This window comes from Hymenobacter sedentarius, from assembly GCF_001507645.1.
In the GTDB taxonomy this organism is placed as follows: domain Bacteria; phylum Bacteroidota; class Bacteroidia; order Cytophagales; family Hymenobacteraceae; genus Hymenobacter; species Hymenobacter sedentarius.
This window is the reverse complement of sequence record NZ_CP013909.1, coordinates 3,172,572-3,198,040: the sequence shown is the minus strand read 5'-3', so window position 1 is coordinate 3,198,040 and position 25,469 is coordinate 3,172,572. Positions and strand designations below refer to the sequence as shown.

At 62.0% G+C, this 25,469-nt stretch carries 21 protein-coding genes and 3 tRNA genes; 15 read left to right on the top strand and 9 right to left on the bottom strand.

Annotation, left to right across the window (positions count from 1 at the left end):
- Nucleotides 1-230: 230 nt before the first annotated feature.
- The 4 genes from AUC43_RS13140 to AUC43_RS13125 all read right to left on the bottom strand — a co-directional run bounded on the left by AUC43_RS13140 (nt 231) and on the right by AUC43_RS13125 (nt 2,332).
- Complete coding sequence (locus tag AUC43_RS13140; protein WP_068194354.1) at nt 231-1,700, bottom strand: T9SS type A sorting domain-containing protein; 1,470 nt, start codon at nt 1,698-1,700, stop codon at nt 231-233.
- A gap of 299 nt (nt 1,701-1,999) precedes the next feature.
- Nucleotides 2,000-2,073 (bottom strand) — tRNA-Arg (locus AUC43_RS13135).
- A gap of 19 nt (nt 2,074-2,092) precedes the next feature.
- A tRNA-Pro gene (locus AUC43_RS13130) sits at nt 2,093-2,166 on the bottom strand.
- Nucleotides 2,167-2,244: 78 nt separating this feature from the next.
- Nucleotides 2,245-2,332 (bottom strand) — tRNA-Ser (locus AUC43_RS13125).
- 157 nt (nt 2,333-2,489) lie between these two features.
- Between AUC43_RS13125 and AUC43_RS13120 the strand changes: the two genes are divergently transcribed.
- The 10 genes from AUC43_RS13120 (at nt 2,490) to AUC43_RS13075 (ending at nt 17,561) form a co-directional block, all read left to right on the top strand.
- Nucleotides 2,490-3,464 (top strand): VWA domain-containing protein, encoded by a 975-nt coding sequence (locus AUC43_RS13120; protein WP_157781072.1) that lies wholly within the window; start codon nt 2,490-2,492, stop codon nt 3,462-3,464.
- Complete coding sequence (locus AUC43_RS13115; RefSeq protein ID WP_068194347.1) at nt 3,461-4,468, top strand: tetratricopeptide repeat protein; 1,008 nt, start codon at nt 3,461-3,463, stop codon at nt 4,466-4,468. The genes AUC43_RS13120 and AUC43_RS13115 overlap by 4 nt, the downstream gene beginning before the upstream one ends.
- A gap of 141 nt (nt 4,469-4,609) precedes the next feature.
- Nucleotides 4,610-5,794 (top strand): acetyl-CoA C-acyltransferase, encoded by a 1,185-nt coding sequence (locus AUC43_RS13110; protein ID WP_068194343.1) that lies wholly within the window; start codon nt 4,610-4,612, stop codon nt 5,792-5,794.
- Nucleotides 5,795-5,912: 118 nt separating this feature from the next.
- Nucleotides 5,913-7,355 carry a toxin-antitoxin system YwqK family antitoxin gene (locus tag AUC43_RS13105; protein ID WP_068194340.1) on the top strand — a complete coding sequence of 481 codons (1,443 nt, stop codon included), beginning with the start codon at nt 5,913-5,915 and terminating at the stop codon, nt 7,353-7,355.
- 483 nt (nt 7,356-7,838) lie between these two features.
- A complete protein-coding gene (locus tag AUC43_RS13100; RefSeq protein WP_082685084.1) occupies nt 7,839-10,385 on the top strand; it encodes a TonB-dependent receptor domain-containing protein in 2,547 nt (848 codons plus the stop codon).
- Between the two features lie 390 nt (nt 10,386-10,775).
- Nucleotides 10,776-12,200 carry a histidine--tRNA ligase gene (gene hisS, locus AUC43_RS13095; RefSeq protein WP_068194333.1) on the top strand — a complete coding sequence of 475 codons (1,425 nt, stop codon included), beginning with the start codon at nt 10,776-10,778 and terminating at the stop codon, nt 12,198-12,200.
- Between the two features lie 108 nt (nt 12,201-12,308).
- Entirely contained in the window at nt 12,309-13,802 is a 1,494-nt protein-coding gene (hutH, locus tag AUC43_RS13090) for a histidine ammonia-lyase (protein WP_068194331.1), read from the top strand.
- Between the two features lie 111 nt (nt 13,803-13,913).
- Nucleotides 13,914-15,911 carry a T9SS type B sorting domain-containing protein gene (locus tag AUC43_RS13085; protein ID WP_068194323.1) on the top strand — a complete coding sequence of 666 codons (1,998 nt, stop codon included), beginning with the start codon at nt 13,914-13,916 and terminating at the stop codon, nt 15,909-15,911.
- A 131-nt stretch (nt 15,912-16,042) separates the two neighbouring features.
- The gene (locus AUC43_RS13080) at nt 16,043-16,381 is read left to right on the top strand and encodes a YbaB/EbfC family nucleoid-associated protein (RefSeq protein WP_068194319.1); all 339 of its coding nucleotides are present in this window, start codon (nt 16,043-16,045) and stop codon (nt 16,379-16,381) included.
- A 121-nt stretch (nt 16,382-16,502) separates the two neighbouring features.
- Nucleotides 16,503-17,561, top strand: coding sequence for a glycosyltransferase family 2 protein (locus AUC43_RS13075; protein ID WP_068194313.1), 1,059 nt, complete (start codon nt 16,503-16,505; stop codon nt 17,559-17,561).
- Here AUC43_RS13075 and AUC43_RS13070 read toward each other — a convergent pair.
- Complete coding sequence (locus AUC43_RS13070) at nt 17,536-17,835, bottom strand: hypothetical protein (RefSeq protein ID WP_068194311.1); 300 nt, start codon at nt 17,833-17,835, stop codon at nt 17,536-17,538. The two genes, AUC43_RS13075 and AUC43_RS13070, sit on opposite strands and share 26 nt — an antisense overlap.
- Nucleotides 17,836-17,881: 46 nt before the next feature.
- A complete protein-coding gene (locus AUC43_RS13065) occupies nt 17,882-18,100 on the bottom strand; it encodes a PspC domain-containing protein (protein ID WP_068194309.1) in 219 nt (72 codons plus the stop codon).
- Nucleotides 18,101-18,262: 162 nt separating this feature from the next.
- On the opposite strand from AUC43_RS13065, the gene AUC43_RS13060 reads away from it, so the two are divergent.
- Together AUC43_RS13060 and AUC43_RS13055 are read left to right on the top strand one after the other, a co-directional pair.
- Nucleotides 18,263-20,071: a tetratricopeptide repeat protein gene (locus tag AUC43_RS13060; RefSeq protein WP_068194303.1), complete on the top strand. Its 1,809-nt coding sequence runs from the start codon at nt 18,263-18,265 to the stop codon at nt 20,069-20,071.
- Nucleotides 20,072-20,143: 72 nt separating this feature from the next.
- Nucleotides 20,144-21,127 (top strand): pyruvate dehydrogenase complex E1 component subunit beta, encoded by a 984-nt coding sequence (locus AUC43_RS13055; protein WP_068198587.1) that lies wholly within the window; start codon nt 20,144-20,146, stop codon nt 21,125-21,127.
- A gap of 74 nt (nt 21,128-21,201) precedes the next feature.
- On the opposite strand, the gene AUC43_RS13050 is transcribed toward AUC43_RS13055, so the two are convergent.
- Entirely contained in the window at nt 21,202-22,605 is a 1,404-nt protein-coding gene (locus AUC43_RS13050) for a hypothetical protein (protein ID WP_068194299.1), read from the bottom strand.
- Between the two features lie 158 nt (nt 22,606-22,763).
- Between AUC43_RS13050 and AUC43_RS13045 the strand changes: the two genes are divergently transcribed.
- Entirely contained in the window at nt 22,764-23,330 is a 567-nt protein-coding gene (locus AUC43_RS13045) for a DinB family protein (RefSeq protein ID WP_068194295.1), read from the top strand.
- Nucleotide 23,331: 1 nt separating this feature from the next.
- Here AUC43_RS13045 and AUC43_RS13040 read toward each other — a convergent pair whose 3' ends face one another.
- Both AUC43_RS13040 and AUC43_RS13035 read right to left on the bottom strand, forming a co-directional pair.
- The gene (locus AUC43_RS13040) at nt 23,332-23,760 is read right to left on the bottom strand and encodes a thioesterase family protein (protein ID WP_068194292.1); all 429 of its coding nucleotides are present in this window, start codon (nt 23,758-23,760) and stop codon (nt 23,332-23,334) included.
- 98 nt (nt 23,761-23,858) lie between these two features.
- The gene (locus tag AUC43_RS13035; protein WP_068194288.1) at nt 23,859-24,590 is read right to left on the bottom strand and encodes a class I SAM-dependent methyltransferase; all 732 of its coding nucleotides are present in this window, start codon (nt 24,588-24,590) and stop codon (nt 23,859-23,861) included.
- A gap of 142 nt (nt 24,591-24,732) precedes the next feature.
- Between AUC43_RS13035 and AUC43_RS20115 the strand changes: the two genes are divergently transcribed.
- The gene (locus AUC43_RS20115) at nt 24,733-24,906 is read left to right on the top strand and encodes a DUF2256 domain-containing protein (protein ID WP_071885914.1); all 174 of its coding nucleotides are present in this window, start codon (nt 24,733-24,735) and stop codon (nt 24,904-24,906) included.
- A 102-nt stretch (nt 24,907-25,008) separates the two neighbouring features.
- On the top strand, nt 25,009-25,401 hold the full coding sequence (locus AUC43_RS13030; RefSeq protein ID WP_068194281.1) for a hypothetical protein: 393 nt from the start codon (nt 25,009-25,011) through the stop codon (nt 25,399-25,401).
- The last annotated feature ends 68 nt before the right edge of the window (nt 25,402-25,469 follow it).

Here is a 25,469-nt window from a genome sequence, read left to right as displayed (position 1 = left end):
GGATTAAATCAGGTCGTTAAACAGCCCTTCGGGTTGCTAGGTACTGAACAATCAAAAGTACTTATTTAATCCCATTTCTGTCAATATTTGCGGTTTTTGCCCCTGTATTTTTTTATTTTCAGCTTCTCCGAATTCCTCGCAAAACCCTCATGGTCCCAAAGGAAATTCGGAACATAAAAAAAGGCCTTTCCCGGCGTGGGAAAGGCCTTTTTTTATTGCGTTATTATCCCTTAGTCAATCACCAGCTTTTGCGTGGCAATGCCGGCGTCGGTGCGCACCTGCAGGGTGTACACGCCGGCTTTTTCGCCGCTCATGTTCAGGGTCACATTTCTGGAGCCAATGGCCGTGGCACTCAAGGCCTGCGCCTGTACCTGGCGGCCTAGAGCATCGACTACGGTGAGCTGCGCGCTGCCTTTGAGAAAAGAGCTCAGCTCCACTTTGAACACCCCCGAATGGCTGGGGTTGGGATACGCGCTGAGCACGCGTTGCAAGGCCGCATCGCGGGTAGCGGTAACCGTGCTGCTGGCTTTGAAGATACCGCCCACGCCATTAGCATCGGTAGCGGCGCCGGCGTAGCCCGTGGCGCTGCCCGCCGGAGCGCCTGCCGGAGCCGAAATCAGGTCAAAGGAAAAGAAGCCCTGGCTGTTGTTGAGGTTGGTCCAGTTGATGCCGTCGGTGCTATAGGAAGAGCCAAAATCGGCGGCTACTGGCGTGGGGGTAGTCACGGGGAACCGGGCCCCCACGCTGTAGTAGCGCCCATCCACGGCATCGATGTCAAAATGAAAAAAGCTGCCATTGGCGGTGTTTACTGGCGTAATGGGCGACCAGGTGGCGCCCCCATCGGAAGTGCGAATGACATTGACTTCTGAGAAAGCGTTGTTGGCCACCTTGTTATTATAGGCGATGCCGTTCAAATCGTCTTTAAAAGCCAAGCGGGTGATACCGCCAAGCAAGGTGGTGACCGCACTGGCCGTCCAGGTGAGCCCCCGGTCAGTGGATTTCAATACCCGCACGGGGGCATTGTCGTTGGAGGAGCCCAAGCCGGCCCAGATGGTATTGCCCCGCGCAAAAAACGAGCGGGTGAGGCCAAATTCGTTGGGCAAAGGCGCCGGGATGCTGGATTGGGGCACCCGCGTCCAAGTCAGCCCGCCGTCGGTGGTGCGCAGTATTTCGAAATAGCCATTGGTGGGGTCGCCCAGCGAAACGCCCACGCTGGCATCGAACATGTGCACGAAGTTGCAAAAGCCGCCCTGCGTGCCCACAAACTGCGAAGCGGTAGTGACTTTGGTCCAGCTGATGCCGCCGTTGGTGGTGCGCAGTATCTCGCCCCCCGCCGCGCCTTGCGCAATTGGGAAAGTAGCGGCTACGGCCGTGGTAGCCGAAACGCCCACGCTGGAGATATTGCCCGTCTGGTAATTCTGCGAACCGTTGGCGGCGCTCACCGTGCCAAAATTGAACTGGTCACCCGCGGCGTTATTGGTGACAAAGAATGCGGTGGGCTTGCCAGCGCTGGAGTTTTCCTCCGCCACCATCCAGGCAATGGTGGGCGACGTCGTTTTCACATCAACAATAAAGTAGCCCGGCGCGAAGGCGCCGCTTCCGACTTTATTTACTTCTACCCACGGCCCCAGGTTGGGGGTTTGGGCGTGCAGGCCAGCGGCAAAGCCCAGCCAAACCAATAAGAGTAATGTTTTTTTCATGACGAGAACATGGTAATTACGGGTTGATAACAAAAGAGGTTGATGACAATAGGCAACGCACTAGCAGGCAGGCGCCTAACTCAAGCAGGCTGGCTTTTGCACTCAAGATAAGCAACATGGTTAATGTCTAACAACTATGAAGACTTAAGCACTTGGGAAGTGAGATACTGCACGCGCCTTCGGGAAGTTGGGCTATTCCATTATGGTTGGGCTAATGCACTGGGGAAACAGGGGGCTCAGCGTCACTGGGGCTAAAACAAAAAAAGTCCCTTCCCGGACGGGGAAGGGACTTAATAGAATGGCCCCGTTTGGATTCGAACCAAAGACCGACTACTTAGAAGGTAGTTGCTCTATCCAGCTGAGCTACGGGGTCGAAACGGGGTAAACAAATGTCGGGGTGGCAGGATTCGAACCTACGACCTCCTGCTCCCAAAGCAGGCGCGATACCGGGCTACGCTACACCCCGAAAAAAATAATGTTGAGTTTAGAAAACTACCTACTGGGTGGAGCCCCAACGGGAAGCTTTCGCAACCCAACATTATAGTGGAGAGGGGGGGATTCGAACCCCCGGTAACCTTTAGAGCTACGGCAGTTTAGCAAACTACTGGTTTCAGCCACTCACCCACCTCTCCAGGCTGGTTTCGCTTCCGTCCGAAGCGGGTGCAAATATACGGGCAGAACTCAAAACGCCACACTTTGGGCGAAAAATTTATCTTTGAGCCTCACAAAGCTGGACATGCGCCAGGGCCGGAGGCTTCTTTGCGGTTTGCTATTTCACCTGTACTTCAATTGCTAACCTGGGCATATCCTGATTTCGTAGCGGTGGGGCTGGCCGTAATGTTGGCGCTGCTGCTGTTGCTGGGACTCTGGCAGCGCACGGGCCGGCTGGCCAACGCCCTGAATACGCGCCCGCGGCGCCGTGGCTGGAAGCTGGCGCTCCGGGTGCTGGCCGGCGCTGCACTCCTGGGCGCGGCGCTGGGCCCCGCCATCGGGGTGAGCCAACGGCCGGTGCGCACCGCCGGCAAAGACGTGTGGCTGCTGGTGGATGTGTCGCGCTCGATGGATGCGCCCGATGTGGCCCCTACCCGACTGCTGCGCGCCCAAGCTGAGTTGCAGCAGCTGGTAGCTCAATTTCCGGCCGACCGGCTGGGGCTGGTGGTGTTCGGGACTGAGGCGGTGGTGCAGTGCCCGCTGACCTACGACCAGGAAGCGGTGCAGGTGTTCATCAGCACGCTGCGCACCAGCTTGCTGCCGGCGGGCCCCACCACCCTGCGGGCCCCGCTTGAGCTGGTGCTCAGCCGGCTGGTGCCGGCACGCAGCGCGGCGGGCACGCCACGGGCCACGGCCTTGGTGGTGGTCAGCGATGGCGAGGATTTTGGCGAGAACCTGGAACCGGTGCTCCGGACGCTGGCCCGCACCGGGGCGCGGATTTATACCGTTGGCGTGGGAACGGCCGAGGGCGCTACCATTCCCAAGCCCGGCGGCGGCTTTGTGAAAGATGGCCGGGGGCAGTTGGTGCAAACCCGCCTGCAGGAAGCCCCGCTGTTGCAGCTTTCGGCCCAAACCGTCGGGCAGTATGTGGAGCTAAACAACAAGCAAAACGGGTTTGGGACGCTGCTGCGGTCGTTGCGCACCATGCAGGGGGCTGCCGAGCAGGTGCGGACCGTGGCCGTGGCCGACAACCGCTACCGCTACCCGCTGGCCGCCGCATTGCTGCTGCTGGCGCTGGATATCGCGCTTACCATTACCATTATTCGCCCATGAAATACCTGGTGTTATTGGTGTTGGCAATCAGTGGCCCCACTTGGAAGCTGTTGACGTGGGTGCACGACCGCAATACAGCCGTGACAGCCGGTACGGCCGCCTATCGGCGTGGCGATGCGGCAACGGCCGCAAAGGAATTTGAAGCGGCTTTGAACGCTAAGGCCCGTCGCACGTCCGACCCGCGGCTGGTGCTCAACCTGGCCCATGCGCAGGCCCGGGCTGGGCAGCTGGGCCCGGCTCAATCCACCTATGAGCGGCTACTGACTGGCAGCCCAGCTCAATTGAGCAGCGTGGCACGCCAACAGCTGGCGGTGCAAGCCGCCCAAAAGGGCGAGATAGCGCAGGCCCTGGGCTTGCTGCGGCAGGCGTTGCTGCTCGACCCCGCCAATGCCGGAGCCCGATTCGATTACGAAGTACTCAGCGATTATTTAGCCCAACGGCCGGAGGGACCGAAAATCCCGCCGCCTCAGCCCAAGCCGCAGCCCGGAACACCCAAGCCCGCGCCGGATAAGAACGGCGCCGAAAAAAATAAACCTACCGAAAAAGCCGGCACCAACCGCCAAGGCGAAATCAACGACCAAAAGCCAGCGCCCGCCCAGCCCAACTCACCGCCCGAGCAGCGCCCCGATGCGGCCGGGCAGCCCAACAGCAAGCAGCCCAATGCCGCGCCCGGCAAAGCCGCCGCGGGGGGCCGCACGCCCGGCGCGGGCACCCCGCAGCCCGTGGCCAGCGGCGTGACGCCCGGCACCCAGCGCGGGCTCGACCGCGGCAGCAACGCCCCCGCTCCTGCCCCCACCGGCCGCAGCAACCGCCCGGGCACCGGCGCCGCTACGCCGGCCGATGTGCGCTTGCAAACCCAGCGCGAGCGCCTGCAGGCCATGAACCTGAGTCCGGCGCAGGCCCGGCAGCTGCTGGAAACCCTGCGCGTGCAGGAGCAGCAGTACCTGCAGCAGCAAACCCGACCGGCTCAACAGAAGCCTGACCCCAACAAGCCGACCTGGTGATTTCGCTTTCAGCCTATGGCCGTTGGGCCGCCAACTAAATTTCCCGAACGACCGTTAGGCTGGCTACCGTTTCGGGGGTTGTAAATCCGTACTTTTGCGGCCTGATTGAACCTCCCACCCAACCCTTTTACCATACCTCGTATGCAAACCAGAGAAGTTGTCATCATATCTGCCGTCCGCACGCCCATTGGCTCATTTGGCGGAGCACTGTCGTCGTTGTCGGCCACGGAGCTGGGCGCCATTGCCTTGAAAGGGGCGTTGGAGAAAGCCGGCGTGGCCCCGTCGGAAGTTGAGCAGGTTATCATGGGCAACGTTATTTCGGCCAACCTCGGCCAGGCTCCCGCCCGCCAGGCCGCCAAGAAAGCCGGCCTGCCCGACACCGTGGAGTGCACCACCGTGAATAAAGTATGCGCTTCGGGCTCCAAGGCCATCATGTTCGCTTCCCAGGCCATTATGCTGGGGCAGGCCGATGTAATTCTGGCCGGCGGCATGGAGAGCATGAGCAACGTGCCATACTACCTCGACAAGGCCCGTTTTGGCGCCAAGTACGGCAACGGCCAGATGATTGACGGCCTGGTGCGCGACGGCCTCTGGGACCCCTACCACGACTACGCCATGGGCAACGCGGCCGAGAACACGGCCAAGGAAATGGGCATTACCCGCGAGCAGCAGGATGCCTTTGCCATCGAGAGCTACACCCGCAGCGCCTCGGCCGCCAAAGCCGGCAAGAAGAAAGACGAAATTGTGCCCGTCACCATCGAGAGCCGCGGCAAAACCACGGTGATGGAGGACGACGAAGAGTACCTGAAAGTGGACTTCTCGAAAGTGCCCGGCCTGAAGCCGGCCTTCATCAAAGAAGGCGGCACCGTGACGGCCGCTAACGCTTCCACGCTAAACGATGGCGCGGCCGCCGTGCTCCTCATGAGCCGCGAGAAGGCCGACGCCCTGGGCCTCACCCCCATCGGCCGCATCCTGGGCTTTGCCGATGCCGAGCAGGCCCCCGAATGGTTCACCACGTCGCCGGCCCTGGCCATTCCGAAGGCGCTGAAGAACGCTGGCAAGACGGCGGCCGATGTGGACTTCTACGAAATCAACGAAGCTTTCTCGGTGGTGAGCCTGGCTAACAACAAGCTGCTGAACCTGGAAGGCACCAAAGTGAACGTGTACGGCGGCGCCGTGAGCCTGGGCCACCCGCTGGGGGCTTCCGGCGCGCGCATCGTGACCACGCTGATGAACGTGCTCAAGAACGAGGGCGGCACCATCGGCGTCACCGGCATTTGCAACGGTGGCGGCGGCGCCAGCGCCATTGTAGTCGAGCGACTATAAGCGGCCCCAGCCACACCAAGCAAGGCCCCATCGAACGTTCGATGGGGCTTTTTTTGGCCCGAATTTTAGTAAGCTCCTCTCACTGCACGGAAAACCCTTTTTCTGCGTTCTTGCGCCTATGAAATACCTATTGCCTTTTGTTCTACTGATGCTGGCCTTGCCCTCGCACGGCCAGAAGCTGCGGCGGCTCGTCACGTATTACGACTCCACCAACGTGCACAAGCGCGAGGTGTACACGGCCCGCGTGGCCGCCGATACCGTGCCCCAGGGCACCTACCGGCGCTACTACCGCAACGGCAAGCTGGAGCAACAAACCAGCTTCACTAACGGCAAGCGCGACTCGGCTTACGTCGAATTTCACCCCACCGGCAACCGCCGCCTCGAAACCACTTACCACGACGGCATCCGGCAGGGCCCGTTCAAAACCTACTACGACAACGGCAAGGTGGCCCAGGAAGGCCTGTTTGAGAACGACGAGCCTAACGGCGAGCTCACCTTCTACCACCCCGATGGGTCGGTGAAGCTGCGCACCACCCTCACCAAAGGCCAGCCCAACGGCGCCCTCAAAGCGCTGTACCCCGACGGCAAGACCCAGGCCGAAATCACATATGTGGACGGCCAGCCCAACGGCGCGGTGAAGTTCTTTTACCCCAACGGCGCGGTGCAGAGCGAGGGCACGTTTACCCGCGGGCTCTTGTCGGGGCCGTACAAAACGTACTATCCCAACGGCCAGATTGAGAACGAAGTACTGGCCGACAAAAACGGCCGCGGCCGCTACCGCAGCTACTACATGAGCGGCAAGCTTCAAACCGAAAGCACCTACGCCCCCGCCCCGCTGGTGCAGCGGCCAGTGAAAAACCGGCTGGGCGACGACCTCACCAAACGGCTGGCCCCCATCACCGGCACCAACAACCTCGAAGGCCCGTCGACGAGCTACTATGAAAGCGGCCAGGTGAAAACCAAGCTGACCTATCACAACGGCGTGCCCACCGGCCACGCGCTCGAGTACTTCGAAAACGGCAACCTGCGCGAGGACATCGACTACAGCAACAATGGCCACGACCGTAAAATCACGCGCTACCACGACGTGGCCGGCAAGCTGCCGCAGGCCGAGGAGCAGTACAAGAACAACAAGCCCACCGGTACCTGGAAAGAGTTTTATCCCGATGGCAAGACCCCGCGCAAGGCCGAAACCTACGGCCCCACCGGCCGCCTGCTCGGCGACCGCCTCACCTACTTTGAGAACGGGCAGGTGCAAAGCCGCCAGCCTTTTGTCAATGGGTTTTCGTCGGGCGTGGCCCAGGAATATTTCCCGTCGGGCAAGCTGCGCAAGGAAACCACCTACGTGCGCAACGTGCTGCTGGGCCCCTTTAAAGAGCTGCGCGAAGACGGCACCCTGGCCGTGAGCGGGCAGTACCGCAACGGCAAGCAAAGCGGCGTCTGGACCTACTACAAAGAAGATGGCACAACGGAAGCTCGCTCCGTGACTTACCGCAACGGCCTGGCCGTTGACCCCGTGAAGCAAGCTGCCAAACCCCGCGTACCAGCAAAGCGCAAGTAACTATTGAGCTGAACGGGCCGGCCCCTATTAGCCTCATTTTTTGTAAACATCACATAAAGCCTCGGCCATCTGGTCGGGGCTTTTTTGATTTTAATGGAGAAAAGTGAAGTCTTCAGGCAACTGCGAGCCGGAGCCATGCATCTATTGCCGCGTACTCGCAAGGCTTTACCAGCCCAACCATAGGGCAAGCAACTTTTATTTAAAAATTTCTTTTGGCTGAATACCAGCACCTAACCCATGACATACTTGAGCTAGATTAAAAAAATTTGCAACAGTACCTTGCTTTACAAAGTACCTGTTTTACTTTTGTTCTATTGTTAGCCCAGTAGCTGAGCTTAGCGTGTACCAAATATGACCCGCTACCAGACCACCGCCACTTCACTCACCTGAAAAGGGCGCCCGGTTCACTCACCTCTCCAGCGGAACCGCGGCCGCTGCCAGACCCGAGTCGTGCCTCGCTCCCCTCACCTTCACCTCTGCATTATGAAACTCTTCTCCACTCCAAGTACCCTGATTCATGTTGGCCGCTCCCTGCGCATGTGGGCTGTTGCCTCGCTCCTGCTGCCGTTGGGCGCGGCGGCCCAAACCGCGGGCCCGGGCAGCGTGAGCGGCAGCCTGAAGGAAGACGGCACGGGCAACCCCGTTCCCTTCTCGGATGTGCTGCTGCTCCGCGCGGCCGACTCCACATTTGTGGCCGTGGCCCAAACCAACGACCAGGGCGCCTTCAAGGCCGCTTACCTGCCCCTGGGCATCTACCTGATGCGGGTGCAGGACCTGAACTACAAGCCGCTGCGCCGCCGCTTCACCCTCACCGAAGCCGCGCCGGCCGCCCAACTGCAAGGGCTGAAGCTCACGGCCGCTACCGCCACCAAGCTCAGCGAAGTGGTGGTAACGGGCCAGAAAGCCACCGTGGTAGAAGAGCTGGGCAAGCGCGTGATAAACGTGGAAAAAGACCTGGGCAGCGTGGGCGGCACGGCGGCCAACGTGCTGCAAAACGTGCCCTCGGTGAGCGTGGACGTGAACGGCACCGTGAGCATGCGCGGCACCTCGAACGTGACCATCCTCATCGACGGCAAGCCGGCCGGTGTGAGCAACGGCAACTCCGGCGGCCAGCGCCTCGACCAGATTCCGGCCTCGCGCATTGCCCAGGTGGAGGTGATTACCAACCCCTCGGCCAAGTACGACGCGTCCGGCGGCGGTGGGGTCATCAACCTCATTACCAAGAAAGGAACCAAGGCCGGCACCAACGGCACCGCCGCCCTGAACGTGGGAACCGGCGACAAATACAGCGGCAACCTGAACCTGAGCCGCAAGGTGGGCAAAGCCACGTGGTCGGCGGGCTACAACGGCCGCGACGTGACCTACCAAAGCCACGGCCACTCCGAGCAAACCGCCCTGCTGGGCACTGATACGGCTCCCCAGACCGTGCGCACCACGCAGGTAGGCGCGGGCAGCGAAGTGCACCGCAACCACAACGTGCGGGTGGGCGTTGAGCTGGAATTGCCCAAAAGCCAGACCCTGAGCCTGAACGTCTCGCCCGGCAAAGAGGTAAACCTGGAAGGCGAAGGCCAGGAGCTGACCCAGCAAACCAACTACGGCGCCGTGCAGCGCGCCCGCGGCCGGCAAGACCTTGACGTGCAGGTAAAAATCCTAAACTACGACGGCAGCTACCGCCGCACCTGGGCCGAGCACAAGGGCCGCGAGCTGACCGCGAACTTCGGCGGCGTGGTGATTGACGCCAATGTGCCGGTGGTGCAACGGCAGTTTGCCGAAGCCGGCTCTGCGCAGGTGGCCCAGCCCGGCACCCGGCAGCAGCTGAGCCTCTTGGGCAACATTCAATTTGGGCAGGTGGATTACACGCACCCCCTGGCCGCAGGCAAAGGCCGCCTGGAAATGGGCGTAAAACTGGAGCGGCAGGCTCAGAAGGGTGCCAATGAGTTTGGCTACGCCAGCAGCGAAAGCCGCCCCAACGACTTCCAGGACGACCCCACCCGCTCGCTCACCTACACCTCGGAGCAGGTGGTGCCCGCGGCTTACGTAACCGTGCAGCGCCCCCTCGGCCCCAAGTGGAGCGCCCAGGCCGGCCTGCGTTCGGAGTACACCATCCTGAGCGGAACGGTGCAGGGCGGGGCGGGCATTGCGCAGCGCGGCAGCCTCAACCAGGATTACCTCAATTTCTTCCCCTCGGCCACCATCAACCGCGAGTTTGGCAAGGACCCTGGCCAGAACCGCCTGCAGTTCAGCTACGCCCGCCGCCTCAACCGACCCAACTTCATGCAGCAGTTGCCCCTGGCTATCTACCAGGACCCGCGCAGCTACCGCCTCGGCAACCCCCGCCTGCGGGCCGAGTTCAGCCACAACATTGAGCTGGGCCACCAGCTCAACCTGGGCCAGGCCACTATCACCAGTACCGTGTTTGCCCGCATCACCACCAACTCCATCCAGCGCCTGCGCTTTGTGGATACCCTGGCCACCCGCCTGGCCGGGCCAAGCGCCGGCCTGGTCACCGCCGAAACCTTCCTCAACGTGGGCCGCACCACCAACCTCGGCGCCGAGCTGAGCGTGAACCAGCCCCTGGCCAAGTGGTGGCGTCTGAATACCAGCACCTCCCTCTACCGCGCCCAAATTGCCACCAACGGCATCGGCACCAATCGCCAGGCCCTGGTGGGGACTCTGCGCCTGACCAACAACTTCACTATCCGTCCCACGCTGGACGTGCAGTTGAGCGGTAACCTGCGCTCGGCCTCGCTCACGGCCCAGGGCCGCCAGCTGGCCCAGGGTCAAATGGACATCGCCCTGCGTCAGCGCCTGTTCTCCGACCGCGCCGCCCTTACCCTCCGCGTGTCGGACTTGCTAAATACCCAGCAGTACCGCAGCGAAATCGCCACCGATGCCCTGAGCAGCTACCGCTACGCCAAAGACGAAAGCCGCGTCGGCTGGCTGGGTTTCACTTGGTACATCGGCGCCAGCAAGGCCAAGCCGGGCCGCATCGAGGCCGCGCCCCAGGGCGGTGGCGGCTTCGGCGGCTGAGGTACTCTACCATTTGCCACCCCGCTTTTCTCACCTTCTACTTTCTGCAAAACAGCCCCGTCGTCGGTCAGTCCGGCGGCGGGGCTTGTTGTTTTTGATTCGGCCAAATGGTGCGGCGGAGGAGACTCCCCACGGCCCCGGTTCGCTTCATGCGCGAAGCCAAAAGAGAGAAGGGCCTGATGATTCATGACCGTGGATAATCCGGTGCCCCCTCTCCTTTTCGGAGAGGAATCAGGGGGTTAGGCGCCCTGCCCGAACGATGACCACGCTACACTATACCTGCATGGTTCAATGAATCCGACCAATCCCGTGTCCGCTTCGCGGTCAAATTCCCTCCTTATTCAAGCAGAGGAGTTTTCGTTCTAGGCCCTGCCTACCTTTGCACCCGTCATGCAAAAACCTAGTATTCCGAAAGGCACCCGCGACTTCGGGCCAGCCCAAGTGGCGCGTCGCCAGCACATTTTCAACGTTATCCGCCGCACGTTTGAGTCGTTTGGCTACGCTCCGCTCGAAACCCCGACCCTGGAGAACCTCTCAGTGCTCACCGGCAAGTACGGCGACGAAGGCGACCAACTATTATTCAAAGTCCTGAACTCCGGCGACTTCGCCAAAGAAGTAACAACCGCCGACCTGGAGATTGGCTCCAAAGCCCTGCTGCCCAAAGTGGCTGAAAAAGGCTTGCGCTACGACCTCACCGTGCCCTTTGCCCGCTACGTGGCCATGAACCGCGGCACGCTCACCTTCCCCTTCAAGCGCTACCAGATGCAGCCCGTGTGGCGCGCCGACCGCCCCCAGCGCGGCCGCTACCGCGAGTTTTACCAGTGCGACGCCGACGTGGTGGGCACCGACTCGCTGCTCTGCGAAGCCGAAATTGTGCTGATGATGGCGCAGGTGCTGAACGGCTTGGGCCTGCACGACTTCACCATCAAAATCAACCACCGCGGAGTACTGCGCAACATTTACCAGGCCCTGAACGGCGAAGGGCGGGAGTCGGATTTGTTCGTGGCCATCGACAAGCTCGACAAAATCGGGCGCGACGGCGTGACCCGCGAGCTGTTGGACCGCGGCTTTTCGGAAGCCACCATCGACACGCTTTTTGCGCTGCTGACCACCGATGGCGACTACGAGGAGAAGCTGGTGCGCCTGCTGGCGGGCTTCGTCACGGCCGGCGTGGAGCCCGAGGGCCCCCGCCCCGGCAACGGCGAAGAAACCGAAGACCCACAGGCCAACTACCGCGGCCTCACGGAGCTGGCCACCGTGCGCGACTTGCTCACCGCCTCGGGCTTCAAGCAATTCGACCGCCTCGAGTTTGACCCCACCCTGGCGCGGGGCCTCTCCTATTACACAGGCTGCATTTTCGAAGTCAAGATTAACAACGTGCAGATGGGCAGCGTGAGCGGCGGCGGGCGCTACGACAACCTCACCGGCAGCTTCGGCCTGCCGGGCGTGTCGGGCGTGGGCTTTTCGTTCGGCGTCGACCGCCTGTACGACTGCCTCGAAGCGCTGGACCTGTTCACCGTGACGGCCGAAACTCCTACCCGCTGCCTCCTCACGCATTTCGACGTGGCCAGCGGCCGCGCCGCGCTGCCGCTGTTGGCTCAACTTCGAGCTGCCGGCATCCCCAGCGAGCTGTACCCCGACGTGAGCAAGCTGCAGAAGCAGTTCAAGTACGCCGATGCCAAGGGCATTCCGCTGGTGCTGGTGCTGGGCCCGGAAGAGCTGGCGGCTGGCGTGGTGAAAATCAAAATCATGAAATCCGGCGAGGAAAAAGTGCTGCCCATCGGCGAAGTCGTAACCGCGCTGACGGCGGAATAGCCCAACTACGCCGTTGGCCGCAGCCCTCCTCCGAAATCCCCTCCCTGGCAAGGAGGGGATTTTTTTTAGTTCTTTGCTGCCACCCCCGCTCACCCCACCCATCCCTCAATGCCCACCCATCTTATTTCGCCCACTCAGCCCCTCACCCTGGCCGAGCTGGGGGCCCTGCTGGCCGATGGCCGGCCCGTTGCGCTGAGCGACGACGCCAAGGCCCGCATCACCGCCTGCCACGACTACCTGCACCAGCGCCTGGCCCACGACAACTCGCCGATTTATGGCATCAACACCGGCTTTGGCTCGCTTTATAATGTGAGCATCGCCCCGGAGGCCCGCGCCCAGCTGCAAGTCAACCTGATGATGTCGCACGCCTGTGGCACCGGCGCCGAAGTATCCGGCAACCTCGTGCGGCTCATGCTGCTCCTGAAAGCCCAAAGCCTGAGCTACGGCCACAGCGGCGTGCAAGTGGCCACCGCCCAGCGCCTGCTGGATATGTACAACCGAGAAATGCTGCCCGTGGTGTACGAGCAAGGCTCCCTGGGCGCCAGCGGCGACCTGGCCCCCTTGGCGCACTTGTGCCTGCCGCTGCTGGGCCTGGGCGAAGTGAACTACCAGGGCTACCGCCTGAGCGCGGCTGACGCCATGAGTTTGTTTAGCTGGGCGCCGCTTACGCTGCAAGCCAAAGAAGGGCTGGCTTTGCTCAACGGCACGCAGTTTATGCTGGCCTATGCCGTGGATGGCGTGCTGCGGGCCCAGCGCCTGGCCGCGGCGGCCGATGTCATTGGGGCTCTTTCCACCGATGCCTTCGGCGGCTGCTCCGACCCGTTTCAGCCCAACCTGCACCGCATTCGCCCCCACGCCGGGCAGGTAAGGGTGGCCGAGCGCCTGCGCGAGCTTTTGGCCGGCTCCGAGCTGCAAACCCAGCCGCGCATGGCGGTGCAGGACCCCTACTCCTTCCGGTGCCAGCCCCAGGTGCATGGCGCCTCGCGCGACGCGCTGGCCTACGTAGCCCAAGTAGTCGAAACCGAATGCAACTCGGTGACCGACAACCCCAACATCTTCCCCGACGACGACCAGATTTTGAGCGGCGGCAATTTCCACGGCCAGCCCCTGGCCTTGGCCCTCGACCACCTGGCCGTGGCCATGGCCGAGCTGGGCAGTATCTCGGAGCGCCGCACCTACCAGCTCATTTCCGGGCAGCGCGGCCTGCCCACTTACTTGGTAGCCGAGCCGGGGCTCAACTCGGGCCTGATGATTCCGCAGTACACCGCGGCCGGCATTGTGAGCCAGAACAAGCAGCTGTGCACGCCGGCTTCCGTCGATAGCATTGTGAGCAGCAACGGCCAGGAGGACCACGTGAGCATGGGCGCCAACGCCGCCACCAAGGCTAGGCGCGTCATCGAAAACGTGGAGCAGGTTTTGGGAATTGAGCTGCTTACGGCTGTGCAGGCGCTGGCCTTCCGCCGCCCAGGCCGTACTTCGGATGCACTGGAGCAGGTGGTAGCAGCATTCCAGCAGGAGGTTAAATTCGTGGGTCAGGACCGGGTTCTCTACCCCGACCTGCACCGGGCCGCGGCCTTCGTCCGTAAGTTTGACTGGCAATAAAGGCGCGGGCTTTTCGTAAGGCCTTTCCCATGTTCTGGCTTTGAAAAATCAGCCGTTGGAATTTTGCCTTTGCGGGGCCTGGATACCTGCGCAGCGTTTTGAATGCTCCTTATGAAGTTGCTGAGCCGTCTTGTTTTCATCGTTCTTCTCTGGCTGGGGGCTGGCGCGGCGCGGGCTCAGTCGTGCGCTTCGCCCAACCCGCCGCCCTGCACCTTCACTGCCGTTGATGTAGCCACTGGCCAGGAAGTGCAGGCCTTCTGTGTGGGCCGCAGCGTGCGGTTCGAGCAGTGCGCGGGCCGCAATATTCCCAACAGCCTGTTGTTTTACGGCGTAAAGCCCGGCGTGGGCAGCACCTTTCTGCCTTCCTGCAGCCCTCCCAACCCACTGCCGTACGTGTACACCCCCACCAAAGCTGAAGTGGGCCAGGTCACGGTTTCGGAGCTGGCAAATGCGCAATCCGGTGGGGTTGGTGCTCCTTCTACGTACTATATCCGCACGTTTCGGGTCTATGATACGGTGGCGCCGGCCTTCAGTGTGGCGCCCTGCCCCAGCAGCTCGGCCCTGGTCACCGTCACGGATGCGAAGTACGACAGCTACACCGTGCAAGCGGGTGCTGGGCCAGCTCAACCCATCCTACGCAACAAGCCGACGGTGGTAAGCCTGGCGGCGGGCGCTACCTCCATCACGGTCACGGGCGCTTATACGGCCGTCGGCGCGTGCGGGGGCGCCAGCACGCAGACCGTAGTTCCGCTACCACCAGCGCCCGCACCAGCCTTCACCCGCCTGGCGCTGCAGGCCCCGCTGCCGGGCGGCACTGCAACCTTAGATGTTGGCCAGCTTCCGGCCGGCTATACCTACACCCTGCAACGAGCCGATGCCAGCCTCCCGGGTGGCTTCCGCTCCGTGGCGACCGTGGCCGCCAACAGCACCAGCCTCACCTTATCCAACGCCGCGGCCGGCTGCTACCGCCTGCGTCGCACCGACCCCTGCCACCTCGATTCGGCCTTTTCGCCCCTGCTCTGCACGCTCAGCCTGACCGGCAGCTCAACCCAAAACCGCAACCAGCTGCAGCTCAACGACGCGGGTACCGGCAGCACGTACAGCGTAACGCGTAATGGCCAGCCCCTATTTGGTTTCGTCTTCATCCCAGGCGGGCTCGAAGACCCCAACGTGGAATGCGGCACCACTTACACCTACGTCATCACCGCCACCCAGCCGGGCGGCGTAACCTCGGTTTCTAATTCCGTTTCCATTACCACGCAATCGGCTCTGGCGCCGGCACGGCCGCGGCTGGTGGCCAGCTTCAACCTGCGCAACGTGGTGGAGCTGACCCCGATTCTGGCCAATGGTGGGCTCACCACCGGCAGCACCCTACGCTACACCCGCACCGCCAGCGGAAAACCAGCCGCCGACTTCGGCACCGCCACCAGCACCCGGGTGCAGCGTGATTCGGCGGGCATGGATGCCCTGCTAATCCAGCGGCCCTGCTACGCGGTGCGCCTCACCGACGTGTGCGGCAATGCCTCGCCGGAAAGCTCCGCGGCCTGCCCAGCCCTGCTTTCCACCACCGCGGCCGACCCCGACGGCACCACTGCCACGTTGAGCTGGACGCCTTTCACCGGCCCCGACCCAAGCGTGGCCGCCCGTTACGCGCTGCAGCGCCTGGCCGCCGATGGCTCTGTGCTAAGCACCGTGGCTGTGAGTGGCAGCCCCTACACCGACCTAACCCCGCCCACCGACCGGCAGGTGCTGCGCTACCGCCTGCAAATCAGTGGAGCCGGCCTGCCGGCGGGCACTTTCAGCTACTCCAACACGGCCACCGTGGTCCGTCGACTGGCCCTCGTCATCCCCACGGCCTTCACGCCCAACGGCGACGGGCTGAACGACGTGCTCGAAGTAAAAGGCAAGTACCTGCAGAACTACACCTTTCTGATTGTGGACCGCAACGGGCAGGAGGTTTTTCGGGGTACCCAGCGCAGCGACGCCTGGGATGGTACCATCCGCGGGCACGCCCCCGTGCCCGGCGCTTACGTATGGCGGTTTGAGCAAGCCAACGAAGACGGCAGCAAGCCGTTTACGGCTACGGGCTCGGTTACTATTCTCAAATAATCAAACAGCCTTTGTCCGGTTACGAATTGGAATCCGGCGGCGCGGTGCCAAAGTTCTGCGCACTTTCCCGCCTTTTCCTTGTTCATTGCTAACCCGACAATTCCTCACCTGACAAACGACAACCAACGACCATGGCATTCGACCTAACCGGCATGATGGGCAAAGTGAAAGAGCTGCAAGACAAAATGCAGCAGGCCCAGCAGGAAATTCAACACATCACGGCCACGGGCGAAGCCGGTGGCGGCTTGGTGCGCGCCACGGCCAGCGGCCACCGCAAGCTCCTCAAGCTCGAAATTGACGAAACGCTGCTCACCCCGCAGGACCGCGACATGCTGGCCGACCTGGTGGTGGCCGCCGTGAACAAGGCCCTGGACGAAGCCGCCGAGCTGGCCCGCCAGGAGCTGCAGCGCAAAACCAGCGGCCTGATGCCCAACGTACCAGGCCTCGACTTGAGCGGTTTTGGCGTCTAGCCCAGACGCCATGCTTAATGCGGAATTGGGAATGAGCAAAGAAGAATTGCAGGCTAAGCAAGCGGAAACAAGCCCTGACTTGAGTGGAGAAAATCCCTCATCTCTCATTCCTCCATCTTCATTGAAGCCCTGTGCCGACGTCGCAATTGTCATTCTGAACTGGAACGGCGCCAATTTCCTGCGCCGCTTCCTGCCCGGGGTGATAGACCACGCCGATGGGGCCCGGGTTATCGTGGCCGACAACGCCTCCACGGACGACTCGGTTGAGCTGCTCGCGCGCGACTTTCCGCTGGTGGAGCTGCTGCTGCTGGACCGCAACTTTGGCTTCTGCGAGGGCTACAACCAGGCTCTGGCCCAAGTTGACAGCGACTTTGTGGTGCTGCTCAATTCCGACGTGGAAGTGACCCTGGGCTGGCTGCGCCCCCTGCGCGGATTGCTGGAAGCAAGCCCGCGCATTGCCGCGGTGCAGCCCAAAATCCTGGCCCAAGCCGACCCGACCTATTTTGAATACGCCGGGGCCGGGGGCGGCTACCTCGACCGCCTGGCCTACCCGTTCTGCCGCGGCCGCCTGTTCGATACCCTCGAGAAAGACCACGGCCAGTACGACGACCCTCGGCCTGTGGCCTGGGCCAGCGGCGCCTGCCTGCTGGTGCGGCGCTCGGCGTGGCAAGAGCTCGGGGGGCTGGAGCCGGCCTTTTTCGCGCACATGGAGGAGATTGACTTCTGCTGGCGCCTTTGGAATGCCGGGCACGAAGTGTGGTACCACGGCAGCAGCGCCGTTTACCACGTGGGCGGCGGCACCCTTCCCAAAAGCAACCCCCGCAAAACCTACCTCAACTTCCGCAACGGCTTGGCCCTGCTTTATAAAAACGCGGCGCCGGGCGAGCTATTTGGCGCCATGCTCCAACGCCTGCTTCTGGACGGCGTAGCCGGGCTGCGCTTTTTGGCTAGCGGGCAGGGCGGCAACTTCATGGCTGTGCTACGGGCGCACTTTAGCTTTTATAAGAAGCTCAGCTACTGGCGCAACAAGCGGAGAGCCGCCCGGCCGCACCTGCTAGTGAAAGACCGGCCCGGCGTGTACGCAGGCAGCCTGGTTTGGGCCTACTTTGCCCAAGGCAAAAAGAAGTTCTCCCAATTGGGTATTTCGGCAGTTGCTAGGAACGCAAAGCTGCCCGTATGAACTCCGCGAAGCGTTTGTACCCCACTAGATTTATAAAGTGGGGCGCAAGTACCACAGTGCGGTTGTAGTCCCAATTCGTCAGAAAAGCCATGCAGAGCGAATCGGCCACCACAAAGGGCAGAATTACCAGCAGCAACAGTACTTTGAGGTAAAGCCAAACCCAGCCATTTAGCTGCTGGGGCTGGGCCATGAGGCGTTCGAATGGTTCGCGTGCCAGTTTGGTGTAGCCATACCAGCAAGCCAGCATCACCGCAATGTGAATGGTCGGGGCCATTGGGAAGTTCGTAAAACTGTCCCAAAATAGCCTGGGGCGGCTTGCTTTACAAATCCCAGACGGTGCTGCGCTGCTGGCGCATGGCCCGGCGCACGTTCATCCAGAAGGCCCCCGCGAAGTACAGCACGATGGGGGAACCAAACGTAAAAAACGAGGCGTAAACGAACGACAGCCGGACGCTCCGCGTGCTAAAGCCCCAGCGCTGGGCCAGCGCCGAACACAAGCCGAAAGACTGCGTTTCCAAGTAGTTGGTAAACCGATTCATGGGCGGGAGCGGGTAGCAAAAGATAAATTCCCTGGGCTAAGATAGGGCTTTAGCGGGGCCAGGGCAAGCGGATGAACGTAAGTTTGCCAGCCCAGCACCGACTATTTCAGGGGCTTTTACGTTTGAAGGGTAGGTTTTCGTTTTCCTGCGTTGCGCTTTTTAATGATAAATATTTCGCGGCCGCTGGCCCACGGGCTCCTGGCAGCCACCCTTTTGCTATCGGCTTGCACCCTGCCGCGGGTGCTGAAGCAAGCCGAAACCGGACGCACCGTGGTGGCCCGCCCCTCGCCGCTCACGGCTTCGGGCGAGTCAGTCCCGTTTGAGGTAGTGGCGCGCGCCCCGGCCAAGCACCTGCACAAGGGCGTGGCCTACGAGCTACTGGTGCGCTACCGCTACGAGCACGGCCTGCGCGAAGACACCCTGGGCCGCATCGCCTTCACATCCGGCAACTACGTGTACGACGACGAGAACAAGGGTTTTCTGGTAGCCACCCAAAAGTTCAGCCTGCCCAATACGCCCGGCCGCAACCCCGGCGAGCTGCTGGCCCACGCCCAGGTGCGCGAGCTCAAAAAGAACGGCCGCGTGCTGCGCGCCGCCGATGACGTGCGCGTGGCCCGCGGCATCGCCGACCCGGCCCGGCAGGTCACCCGCGAAGACACGGTGCTGACCTTCCTGCCCGAGCGTGCTAGCAATAACATGAGCGGCACCCGCGTGCTGCCCTTCTACTTCGATGAAGGCCAATGGTTTATCCGGGGCTACCTCGGCACCAACGTGCAGGCCCTGGAAGACCTGATTGACGCCAATCAGCAAACCAAGCAGGTGCTCATCATCGCCGGCCACTCGCCCGACTCGCTCGATGCCCACAACCGCCTGCTGGCCAGCAAGCGCGTGCGCATGCTGCTCTATTACTACAAGCAGCGCGTGAAGAAATTCTCGTACCTCAACAAGGTTGAAGACATTCGCTTCGACACCCTGGCCTATACCCGGCGCTGGGACACCTTCCTGAGCAAGGTCACCACCTCGGCCCTCAAGCCCGAGCAAATGGACTCGGTGGTCAGCATTATCAACGATACCAAGGGCACGTTTGAGGAAAAGGAGAAGGCCCTGCACCGGCTCACGTACTTCGACTACATCGAGCAGTACATCTACCCGGTGCTGCGGTTCGGCACCGTGGCCGTCACCTACAGTGCTCCCAAGCGCTACGATTCGGAGGTGTACCTGCTCTCGAAAAAGATTGTGGAAAAGCAAGTAGAGGCCGACGCCCTCACGCCCGAAGAGCTTCGCTACTCGGCTACGCTCACGCCACTGCTGGCCGAAAAGCAGCGCATCTACGAGACCGCAGCCGCCAATACCAACAGCTGGGAAGCCTTCCACAACCTGGGTGTGGTGCTGCTGCAGCGCGCCGAAAAAGAGCCGACTGAGAAAATCCGCAAGGCCTACTACCGCCGTGCGGCTGTCAACTTCACCCTGGCCGCCCACCGCAACCCCACCGCGGAGTTCTTCTACCACGCCGCCACGGCCTACCACCGCGCCGGCGACCGCCTCGAAGCCCTGCAGAACTACGACTATGCCATCAAGCTGGGCGGCGACCGGGCGCTGCTGCGCAAGATTTTCTCGGACCGCGCGGCCCTCGAAATCGAAGTAGGCCAGCCCGACGAAGCCCTGCGCAGCCTGCAATACGCCGGCCCCTCCTACCAGAACGCCCTAAATAAGGGCCTGATTCTGGTGGGCCGCGAAGGCTACGACTCGGCCCTGGAGCAGTACCGTCTGGCCCACCAGCTGCGCCCCTCGGCCGCCGCCCCGCTCTACGGCATGGCCGTGGTAGCCGCCCGCCAGAAAGACGAAGCCGCCATGGGCGAATACCTGAAGCAGGCCGTGGCGCTGGACCGCAGCTACGCCCAGCGCGCCGTGGAAGACCTCGAATTTCAGGATTATGCCCAGGGCAAGGTATTTCGCGAGGCGCTGCGGTAATCGTTGTCCATCCGGCTGGCTCATCGTAGCTTTGCCCAACGGCTCAAAACCGGTTTTTACCTAAAGAATATCATGCGTCAAATTCAATTTCGTGAGGCCTTGCGCGAGGCCCTGTCCGAGGAAATGCGCCGCGACCCGCGGGTATTCCTGATGGGCGAAGAGGTAGCCGAGTACAACGGCGCCTACAAAGTGAGCCAAGGCATGCTCGACGAATTCGGGCCGGAGCGAGTGATTGACACCCCGATTGCCGAGCTCGGCTTTGCCGGCATCGGCGTAGGCGCGGCCGCCAACGGGCTGATTCCGATTATCGAATTCATGACGTTCAACTTCTCGCTGGTGGCCATCGACCAGGTGATAAACTCGGCCGCGAAGCTGTATTCGATGTCGGGCGGTCAGTATTCCTGCCCCATCGTGTTCCGCGGGCCTACCGGCAACGCCGGTATGCTCTCGAGCCAGCACTCGCAGAACTTCGAGAACTGGTACGCCAACACGCCCGGCTTGAAAGTAGTGGTGCCCAGCAACCCGTACGACGCCAAAGGCCTGTTGAAAGCCGCCATTCGCGACCCTGACCCGGTGATTTTCATGGAGTCGGAGCTGATGTATGGCGACAAGGGCGAAGTGCCCGAAGAAGAATACATCCTCGAAATTGGCAAAGCCAACGTAGTGCGTCAGGGCAAGCACGTGACCCTGGTAAGCTTCGGCAAAATGATGAAGATTGCCTACGCCGCCGCCGATGAATTGGCCAAGGAAGGCATCGAGGCCGAAGTAATTGACCTGCGCTCGGTGCGGCCGATTGACTACGACACCCTGGTGGAGTCGGTGAAAAAGACCAACCGCATGGTGGTAATTGAGGAAGCCTGGCCCCTGGCCAGCCTTTCGGGCGAGCTGGCTTACATTGTGCAGCGCCGCGCCTTCGATTACCTCGATGCCCCCGTCATCCGCATTACCTGCGCCGACGTGCCCCTGCCCTACGCGCCTACCCTCATCGAAGCCTCGCTGCCCAACGTGGCCCGCGTGGTGAAAGCGGTAAAGGAAGTAACCTACGCCAAGGCTTAAGAAAGATTCTCACATCAAAAAAGCCCCGATGGTATCCACCGTCGGGGCTTTTTTGTGCGCTTTGATGCCGCGAATTATTCCTGTGGCGCCTCACTAGGCGGGCGCAGCTGCTGGGCCGTAGATTCGGAGAGCTGCCAACAGCCCCACAGCCAGCCCAACGCCAGCCCCAGCACCGCTACCCGCCGCAGTGGCGAGCCCAGCGTCCGCCACCACCTCACTGGCTGCCAGCACGCCGCAACGCCCGTGAGCGCCAGCAGGTGCAGCGGCAGTAGAAACCGGCACTCCATCAATGTAGGCAGCACCAGCAAACACGGCAGCAACAGCGCAACCATTACAGCAGCAGGCACAGAATCAGTATCAAACTGCGGCCGGCCAGAACGACGCAAGCCAACCACTGCCAAGCAGGCGCCTAGCCCCAGCAGGGCATAGTTGAGCAGGCGCAATGCTGCTTGTCCCGGTGGGTGCAGCTGTGTGGGATAAGGCGTGGGGAATCGAATATCCAGGCCATTGAACAGATGCCGCAGGTAGCGCCATCCCACTGCCAGCGGCTGACGAACAACAAACTTGAGGTACTGCCCATAGCTCGTGAAGCTGCGGCCGGGCATGTTCGCCATTGCTCGCTGCCCAGCGGGGTCGGCGAAGACCAGGGAGCGGGGAATCTCTGAAATCAGGCTGGACTCGTAGCGCTGGAAACTGGTGCCCCAACCAAGCTGCTTAAGGTATAGGGGACGGCTGCTGGGCAGGCCGGCCAGCACCAAAGGCGTGGGCTGCTGAAAGTAGCGCTGGTTGATAAGCCACTGGGGCAAGAGCACGAGGGCCGCCCCGGCTACAAGGCTGGCGGTACGCCGCCACAGCTGCTGCGAGGGCCGCGGCAGTGCATACAGTAGCCACAAGCAGGCGGGCACGCTGGCCACGTATATGGGGCGGATGTTGATGGCCGCCGCCAGCAGCAGTCCGGCCACGCCAGCCCACGCCCAGCTGCGCCAGCCCAATGCGGCCAGCCCCAGCAGCAACAGCGTGAGGGCGGGCATGTCGCTGAGGGTAAAATTGAAATAGTCGCGCCAGAAAATGAAGCCGAGCCCCACCAGCCCGAACCAGCGTGCCACGCTGAGCGGACGGCGCGCCACCTGGGCCCACAGCTGCGGGATGGCCAGCCCAAAAAGCAAAGCGGCCCAGCCAGCTCCCAGCACCCGCGCGCCTGCGAGCATGGGCCAGCCCGTGACGTGACACAGCACCCGCGCCGGCAGTATCAGCAGAGGCCCCAGGTAGCCCCGCAACGGCTCATCGAAGGCCAGGAGCGAAAAATGTCCTTGCTGCGTGAACTTGAGCGACAGCTCCCAGTACTCGGCGGCGTCGAACTTGAACTGCCCGGGCGTGTAGCCACTAAAGGGCAGATAGACCGCGTACAACAGCAACACCACCAACGGCCGCCACAGGGTAGCCAAAGCGGCACGCAGAGAAGAAAAGATTTGGCCCATGCGAAGCAAAACTAGGTCCGCGAGCTGAAAGCAAACCGTATAAGGTGCATAATGCAGAGAATCAAGGCACAGTAGTTGAGCTTCGTGCTAATTCAACTGGTCGCCGTACCTTTTGGCCCTTACGCCTCCTCGCCCGCTCCTCCAAAAATCCCACCCCTATGAACCACCGCTTCCACCTCAAGTTTGAACAACTGGAACGGGCCACCGAACACCTGCTGGCCTCGGCCGAAGCGCTGGGGCCGGACGCAGCCAAAGCCCCCGCTCCCGGCAAATGGTCAGCCACGCAAGTGGTGCACCACCTGCTGTTCATCGAAAGCAACATCGTCAAATACGTCGAGAAGAAAGTGCACGCCGCGGAGCAGCTGCCCAAAGTTGGGCTGTTTACGCGGCTGCGGGCGCAGCTGGTGCGCTTGCTGCTGCGCCTGCCCGGCGTCAAATTCAAGGCCCCGCGCGGGGTAGCCACCCTCACCGATAGTGGCGAGGTGCCCTCGTTGCCCGAGCTGCGCCACAGCTGGGAAGCCCTGCGGCGGCAGCTCGAGCGCCTGCTTAACGAGTTCCCGAGCCGGCTGCACAACCGCGCCATTTTCCCGCACCCGCGCTCCGGCCGCATCACCATCGGCCAGGTCATGGAGTTCCTGCTCGACCACCTGCTGCATCACCAGCAGCAGCTCGACCGCATCACCAAGGCGCTGAAGGCGGGGCCTTCTACGCTGGTGAAAAGCTAAATCAGCGGGGTTGGGCTTCGTAGAGCGGCATGGTACCGAATGCGGCGGCCAGCTCGGCGGGCGGTACGGTCAGCTTGCGGCGGTCGAGGTCGAGCCAGGCGCCGTCCACGGTTACGGTGGCGGCCACCCGGCCATCGGCCTTGTAGATGGTGTGCACGATGGTCCAGCGCGAGCCGTCGGGCGCTGCCGAGGCCAGCTGGCCGTCGACGCGGATTTCTTCGCCGATGCTTACTTCTTTCAAAAACTTGGTTTCTTCCCGGAAGAGGATGGGACCCAGGCGCAGGCGCGCAAACTCGGCCACGCCGTAGCCCCAGTTGGCCAGCAGCACTACGCGCTGGTCAGCGGCGTAGTCGGCGTACGCGGAGTGGCGCATGTGGCCGTTGGGGTCCATGTCGGCCCAGCGGGTCCGGTAGATGATGGTATCGGTCATTAGGTTTTAGCAGCAGGAATTCAAAATTAGAAGTAAAGAACAGGACCCTACTTAATGGCTCAATTCTTCATTCTTCATTCCTCATTCTTAATTCTAAATTAATTTAAAGGGGTGAGCCGGACGAGGTACTGTTCATCGTCGTCCTCGCCCAGGAATTCGGCAGAGTAGCCCGCGGTTTCGGCGGCATCGTTGAGCAGCGCCGGGTCGACGAACAGCCAGGGGAACGAAACCCCCATTTCGCCTTTATAGCTCAGGGAATATTCTACTTCGCCGTAGTACGGGCCGTTGAGGTTGAGGAGCAGCGAGCCGTCCTCGTCTTCGTAGAGGTAGCGCACGTCCGACGACGTAGCCAGAATCTGGCCGTTGGGCGCCAGCAGCGTGCGGGCATGGGCCAGAAATTTGTCGAGGCCCTCTAGCGTCCCCGTCAGGCCCAGGCCGTTCATTAAGAGCAGAATGGTGTCGAAGGGCAGCTCGTTGGTGGGTAGCGGGGCAAATAAATCGTGGCGGGCCACGGTCTGTACGCCGCGTTCGGCCATCACCTGCACGGCGCCCGCCGATACGTCCACGGCCTTCACGTCGAAGCCGCGGCTTTGCAGCTCCAGGGTGTGGCAGCCGGCGCCGGCGCCCAGGTCGAGCACGCGGCCCCGGCTTTCGTTGAGGGCCAGGCGCTCCAGCTCGGGCATTTGCAGCAGGGTGCGGAAGAAATACGCGGCCGGCAGGGGCTCGTTGTCGGCCACGTTGCAATGCACGGTGAGCGCGGCATCGGCATCGCCGTGATGGTAGGCCAGCAGGGCCTTGCCCAGGATATCGGGGGCGGTGGTCGTCGTCATGAGTAAAGAGGTCGAAAAGCCCGGGCAGTGAATAAGCCGAACCAAGGTATTGCCGCCACTAACCGCTTCGGGACCGAAAAGTACCCAAAACTTCGCGGTGGAGCTTGGCGTTTGGAGTAGCAGTGCCCCAAATGAACGCCCCATGCTTCCCGCTAAACTCCGTAAAGGCCAGCTACCCACCAAACTCTGCGCTACCTGCGGCCGGCCCTTCGAATACCGTAAAAAGTGGCGCGCCAATTGGGCCGACGTAAAATACTGTGGGGAGAAATGCCAGCGCAACCGACCCGCAGGGGCCAGCCCCGCTCCCACCGAATGAGGGCCGCCAGCCGATAGCTGTATCTTTTCTTGCCTGCTGACGTTTTCAGCGGAGGTTATTAGTTTCTTCGCCCTTTCATCCCCTAGCCTTTTCCCTTTCACTATGGCTTCCAACCTCGATTACCTTGACCCCGCTTTGATTCCGCTGGAAGAGAAAGTGAATGCTTACCTGGAGGCAGAAAAGGCGCTGCAACGAGCCACCGCCGTCCTCAAAAGCGAGCCCCTGCACGACAAGGAAGTAGCCGCTGCGGCCGCTCAATTTGAGCAGCGCCCTCCCACCGGTAGCTACAACCAGGAAGCCGACGAGCGCCAGCAGGAAGTGGAGAACCTGCGCACCGACCTGGCCCTGCTGGAGCGGGAAATCATTGCCCTGATTCCCACCCGCGACGAATGGGTAAAAGTGAACCTGGGCTACGGCCCCAGCCGCGTAGGCGCCTGGCACGTGCCTGCCATCGGCGGTAAGCCGGAGCGCTACGAACTGCGCATTGTGCACTAATGCTAGTTTTTCAGCTCAATGGCTGAACACTTAGTTACTACAGAATCACTTGCTTTTTAGGCAGCAAA

Coding starts and splice junctions, on each gene's coding strand:
- AUC43_RS13140 (WP_068194354.1), bottom strand. CDS start 1,700: ATGAAAAAAACATTACTCTTATTGGTTTGGCTGGGCTTTGCCGCTGGC.
- AUC43_RS13115 (WP_068194347.1), top strand. CDS start 3,461: ATGAAATACCTGGTGTTATTGGTGTTGGCAATCAGTGGCCCCACTTGG.
- AUC43_RS13110 (WP_068194343.1), top strand. CDS start 4,610: ATGCAAACCAGAGAAGTTGTCATCATATCTGCCGTCCGCACGCCCATT.
- AUC43_RS13105 (WP_068194340.1), top strand. CDS start 5,913: ATGAAATACCTATTGCCTTTTGTTCTACTGATGCTGGCCTTGCCCTCG.
- AUC43_RS13100 (WP_082685084.1), top strand. CDS start 7,839: ATGAAACTCTTCTCCACTCCAAGTACCCTGATTCATGTTGGCCGCTCC.
- hisS (WP_068194333.1), top strand. CDS start 10,776: ATGCAAAAACCTAGTATTCCGAAAGGCACCCGCGACTTCGGGCCAGCC.
- hutH (WP_068194331.1), top strand. CDS start 12,309: ATGCCCACCCATCTTATTTCGCCCACTCAGCCCCTCACCCTGGCCGAG.
- AUC43_RS13085 (WP_068194323.1), top strand. CDS start 13,914: ATGAAGTTGCTGAGCCGTCTTGTTTTCATCGTTCTTCTCTGGCTGGGG.
- AUC43_RS13080 (WP_068194319.1), top strand. CDS start 16,043: ATGGCATTCGACCTAACCGGCATGATGGGCAAAGTGAAAGAGCTGCAA.
- AUC43_RS13070 (WP_068194311.1), bottom strand. CDS start 17,835: ATGGCCCCGACCATTCACATTGCGGTGATGCTGGCTTGCTGGTATGGC.
- AUC43_RS13065 (WP_068194309.1), bottom strand. CDS start 18,100: ATGAATCGGTTTACCAACTACTTGGAAACGCAGTCTTTCGGCTTGTGT.
- AUC43_RS13060 (WP_068194303.1), top strand. CDS start 18,263: ATGATAAATATTTCGCGGCCGCTGGCCCACGGGCTCCTGGCAGCCACC.
- AUC43_RS13055 (WP_068198587.1), top strand. CDS start 20,144: ATGCGTCAAATTCAATTTCGTGAGGCCTTGCGCGAGGCCCTGTCCGAG.
- AUC43_RS13050 (WP_068194299.1), bottom strand. CDS start 22,605: ATGGGCCAAATCTTTTCTTCTCTGCGTGCCGCTTTGGCTACCCTGTGG.
- AUC43_RS13045 (WP_068194295.1), top strand. CDS start 22,764: ATGAACCACCGCTTCCACCTCAAGTTTGAACAACTGGAACGGGCCACC.
- AUC43_RS13040 (WP_068194292.1), bottom strand. CDS start 23,760: ATGACCGATACCATCATCTACCGGACCCGCTGGGCCGACATGGACCCC.
- AUC43_RS13035 (WP_068194288.1), bottom strand. CDS start 24,590: ATGACGACGACCACCGCCCCCGATATCCTGGGCAAGGCCCTGCTGGCC.
- AUC43_RS20115 (WP_071885914.1), top strand. CDS start 24,733: ATGCTTCCCGCTAAACTCCGTAAAGGCCAGCTACCCACCAAACTCTGC.
- AUC43_RS13030 (WP_068194281.1), top strand. CDS start 25,009: ATGGCTTCCAACCTCGATTACCTTGACCCCGCTTTGATTCCGCTGGAA.